At 61.8% G+C, this 4953-nt stretch carries 2 protein-coding genes; both read right to left on the bottom strand.

The features are described 5' to 3' along the window. A partial coding sequence (locus XpruCFBP8353_RS22750; RefSeq protein ID WP_133125701.1) for a non-ribosomal peptide synthetase occupies positions 1–4824 on the bottom strand: 4824 nt, incomplete at its 3' end. Beyond that, on the bottom strand, positions 4821–4940 hold the full coding sequence (locus XpruCFBP8353_RS24580) for a hypothetical protein (RefSeq protein ID WP_341475824.1): 120 nt from the start codon (positions 4938–4940) through the stop codon (positions 4821–4823). The genes XpruCFBP8353_RS22750 and XpruCFBP8353_RS24580, both read right to left, overlap by 4 nt. Between the last annotated feature and the right edge of the window lie 13 nt (positions 4941–4953).

The raw sequence follows: 4953 nt of genomic DNA, 5'->3' as shown, positions 1-4953 counted from the left end.
CTCGAGCGCGTCGGCCAGTTGCTGCAATGCCGATCGCATGTAGTCGCAAAGGCGAGTGGCGGCACCGCTGGCTGACACCTGCGCACTCAGTTGGAAACCATCACCCACATCATCGACGCTCAGCACCAATGGATAGTTACTGCGCTCCTCGGCCTCCAGAACAGTGATGCCCTGCCACGCCGCATCTTCGTCTGTGCCTGCCGCGCTGGCGGTGTGCCGATAATTCAACAAGGCACTGAACAACGGCATCGGTGCTGCGATACCGCTGCAGCGCTGCGCAAGGGCCAACGCTGCATGCTCATGGGCGAGCAATTCACTGAGGCTGTCATGCATCTGCGCCAACGCAGTGCGCACAGTCGCGCTGCCCGGATTCGAGCGCAGCGGCAAGGTATTGATGAATACCCCCAGCATGCGATCAGCACCGCTTCCGCCCTGCATGCGGCCCAGCAACACGGTGCCGAACACCACGTCCTCGCGCCCTGACAGCAAGCTGACGACCCGCGCGAAGGCGAGATGATGCAGGCTGGCAACACTGACGCCGGCCTTTCTGGCCTGCACGCGCAGTGCGGCACTCAATGTATCGTCCAAGCGTAATTGCGCTTGTTCGATGTCGCTGCCATCGCCTTGGATATCGCGCAAGCCCAGCGGCAGCGTCGGCGAATCGACGTCTTTCAACATCCTGGCGAAGAAGTCCGCGTGCGCATCATCTCTCGCTCCGAGCTGGAGTTGAGCGACATAATTGCGATACGGCATCGGAGATGCCAGCCGCTCCGGTACGCCGGACAGCACGGCCTGCATCTCTTCGCGCACCACCTCCAGTGCCATGTGGTCGAGCACACTATGGTGAAACAGCAACGTTGCCACCAGTTGCCCCGTCTCACCATCTTCGGCAACGAACAGACGCAACAGCGGCGCGCTGTGCAGAGGCAGGCGATAGCCGCGTGGATCATAGAGCGCACGCTGCTGGCCTGCGACGTCGCCCTGCGCAGGATCGAGCGTGATCGTCTCGACTGGCAGCCTGGCGCGACGTGCGACCACCTGCACAGGCTTCGTCAATCCCTCCCAGACGATCGAGGTGCGCAGAATGGTGTGGCGATCGATCACCTGCTGCAGTGCCTGGACGAAGGCCTCAAACCGGGAGCGATTGGCGAAGCCGAACTGCGAACGCAATAGATACGGGTCACCCTGCTGCGCAGTCAGATGGTGATACAGCATGCCTTCCTGCAGCGGTGCCAACGGATAGATGTCCTCCACATTGGCTGCACCGCCAGGCACAAGCGCAACGATGCGGTCGATCGCAGTCTGCGACAGCTCGACCAATGGCAGCAGCTCCGGCGTGATGCGGTCGCAGGTCGCAGGAATGCGGTTGTCGGGAACCACGATTTCCTGCGTGTTCGCAACCACTGCAGCGATCGCTGCCAGCGTGGGCTGGCCGAACAATACCCGCACATCGGTGCTGAGCCCATGGCGACGCATCCGCTCGATCAAGGTCACCGCCAGCAGCGAATGGCCGCCCAGTGCAAAGAAATTATCGTGCCGGCCGATCCGCTCCACCTGTAGCACCTGCGTCCACAGGCCAGCGAGCAACGTCTCCACCGCACCTTGCGGCGCATCGTAGGCATGCCTGGCATGTGCGTCTTCCGATGGCATCGGCAACTGCTTGCGATCCAGCTTGCCATTCAAGGTCAGCGGCCATGCGTCCAGTGGCACGTACGCACTGGGAATCATGTAGTCCGGCAGCGTCGCCGACAGCCATTGGCGCAACTGCTCAGGCGTTGGCGCCGCCTGCGTCTGATGAGCGATCACATACGCCAGCAGCCGCTGATGGCCAGCAATATCGTTATGTGCCGTCACCAGGGCATCGCGTATCTGCGGATGCGCCGTCAACTTTGCCTGGATCTCGCCAAGCTCGATGCGAAAGCCGCGGATCTTCACCTGCTCGTCGTTGCGGCCGAGATATTCCAGCTGGCCATCCGGCAGCCATCGGGCAAGATCGCCGCTTTTGTAAAGACGGGCGCCTGGATGAAACGGATCATCCAGAAAGCGCTCAGCGGTCAACTCAGGCCGGTTAAGGTAGCCACGCGCGACACCGGCACCTCCCACATACAGTTCGCCCGCCACGCCGACCGGCACCGGTTGTCGCTGCGCGTCCAGCAGGTACACACGAAGGTCTGGAATGCGTTTACCGATCGGACTGGTGCCGCCATTGATTGCGTCTGTCGCCGACAGCGGACGATACGTCACGTGCACGGTGGTCTCGGTGATCCCGTACATATTGACCAATTGCGTGGCCGCATTGCGCGGGCGAGCGAACCAAGGCGTGAGCATGCGCGGATCCAGCGCTTCGCCGCCGAAGATCACCAGACGCAGACGATGGTCTTCTTGTTCGCCCTGCTGCGCATCGATCAAGTGGAAGAAGGCGCTCGGCGTCTGATTGAGGATGGTGACCCCGCTCTGACAGAGCAGTCGGTAGAAATCCTGCGGTGATCGCGTCACCTGCTGCGGCACGATCAGCAAGCGCCCCCCGTACAGTAGCGCGCCCCACATTTCCCAGACCGAAAAATCGAAAGCGAAGGAGTGGAATAACGCCCACGTATCGCTGGCAGCAAAGCCAAACCAGTCTTGCGTCGCCGAGAACAGCCGCGTGACGTTGCGGTGTTCGACCTGTACCCCTTTGGGCTTGCCGGTGGAACCGGAGGTATAGATCACATACGCCAGATGCTGTGGCGATAAGCCTGCCCGGCTTGGATTGGACTGCGGTTGACCCGCCAGCTGGTGATGCCCTGCGCCTTCAAGATCAAGATCGACGACTGGGCAGGATACCGGCGGCAACGATGGAATCGTGCAAGCATCGGTCACCAACGCAACCGGCGCACTGTCCTCGAGGATAAAGGCCAACCGCTGTTGAGGTGAAGCAGGATCCACCGGCACATATCCGGCACCGGCCTTGAGAATCGCCAACATGCCGGCGATCATGCCGATCCCGCGTTGCAGGCAGAGCGCCACGCGATCGTCCGGGCGCACTCCCAACGCGATCAACGCATGTGCGATCCGGTTAGCCTGAGCATTGAGCTGTCCGTAGGTAATCTGCTGTTGTTCGAACAGTACGGCAACCGCGTCAGGCTCGGCCGCCGCCTGCGCCTCGAAGCGTTGATGCAACAGCGGCGTCTGCGCGGACTCTGCATAAGGCAGGTTGCAACCCGCCACCAACCACTTCCGTTCTGCATGCGGCAGAATGTCTACCAGCGCAGTGACTTGTTCGGGCGTGCGCTCCAATGCATCGACAAGGCCCGACAATGCAGCATGCATGTAATGACAGATTCGCTCAGCGCCAATCATCGGCGGGACCTGCGCGGTCAGCGCAAACCCATCTCCGAGGTCGTCGACATTCAGCGTCAGCGGATAATGTGTACGCTCCTCGGCGTGCAACACCTCAATTCCGCGCCATGCCTGTTGCTCCGACTGCTGCGTGTGCGGGCTATGGCGATAGTTCAACAGCGCACTGAACAACGGCGCCGGGGCTGCGATCCCACTGCATCGCTGTGCCAGACTCAGCGGGGCGTATTCGTGGGCCATCAACGCAGTCAGTTCTTCATGCGTCTGCCGCAGCGCCAGGTGAACCGGCTGAGTCACCCGAAGCCGAATCGGTAATGTGTTGACGAACAGCCCCATTGCCAGGCCGGCGCCCTTGGCGGCCTGCATGCGCCCCATCAGCACGGTGCCGAAGACCACGTCGAAACGCCCGGAGGTCCGCGCCAGCACCTGTGCCCAGGCAAGATGGTGCAGGCTTGCCGCCGTGACGCCAAACAGGCGCGCTTGCTGCCGGATTCGCACAGCGAGCTGCGGGTCGAGCGGGATGCATGCTTCCTGGATCGCCGCGCCGTCGCCCGGTAGTTCTGCCAGACCGAACGGCAAGGTGGGCTCGTCAACATCACCCAGCCGCTCCGTGAAAAAGGCGCGGTGCCGATCCTCCGCAACACTGGCGCGTGCCTGCAGCACGTATGTGCGATATGGCAGCGAGGGAGGCAATTCCTGCCCGCGACCGAGCAGGCACATTTGCAACTCATGACGCAGTATTTGCAGCGATAGATGATCCAGGATCAGATGGTGAAACAGCAGGGTCCCGACCCAGCGTTGATTGGCCGGATCGTGGGCGCACACCAGTTTCAGCAGAGGCGCCTGACCCAGGTTCAACGGCACGCGCCGCGCATCGAAACGCTGCTGCAATTGCAACAACACATCGCCCTGGTCCGCGTCGCAGTCGATCTGCTCCAGCGGAAGTGGCGCCTTTCGCCATACCACCTGCATCGGTGCATCCAGGCTCTGCCAGACCAGGCTTGTCCGCAACACATCGTGACGATCGATCACCTGTTGCAACGCATTGGCGAATGCTTGCAGCCGCGACTCATCCGCGAAAACGTAGTGCGCCCGAAGCAAGTAGGCGTCCCCTTGTTCGGCGGAAAGATGGTGATAAAGCACGCCTTCTTGCAATGGCGCGAGCGGGTAGATTTCCTGCACGTTGTCCTTGCCGCCGGGCACGGTGGCAACGATGCGGTCGATGTCCTCCTGACTCAGGTCTTCCGGGCAGAATGCAGGGCATGGCGCCTGCTCGTCAGAGGCCTGAGTGCCGGTGCCTGTACCGGCTTCGGCAGCCGCCAGGTCTTGCAGCAATTCGATCAGCGCTGGCCGGTGCTGACGCAATTGTTCCATCAGCGAGGCCTGATCGAGCGCAGCCTTGTTGCCGCGTACAACCAGCCGCCCTTCCTGCGCTGCCAGTTCGATGCCCTGTTTCTTCAGCGACTGCATGAAGTCGACGACGCTCACAGGACAATCTCCACTTGTTCGATCGCGGCGGCGTAGTCGGCCAAGGTGGGCTGTTCAAACAGCGTGCGGACATCGGAGTCGATGCCTTCCAACTTGATGCGCTCCACCAGCGTCACCGCCAGCAGGGAG

Origin of the sequence: Xanthomonas prunicola (genome assembly GCF_002846205.1) — a bacterium.
GTDB classification, from domain to species: Bacteria; Pseudomonadota; Gammaproteobacteria; order Xanthomonadales; family Xanthomonadaceae; genus Xanthomonas; species Xanthomonas prunicola.
The sequence above is the reverse complement of the archived record's forward strand: the minus strand, read 5'-3'. Positions and strand labels throughout refer to the sequence as shown.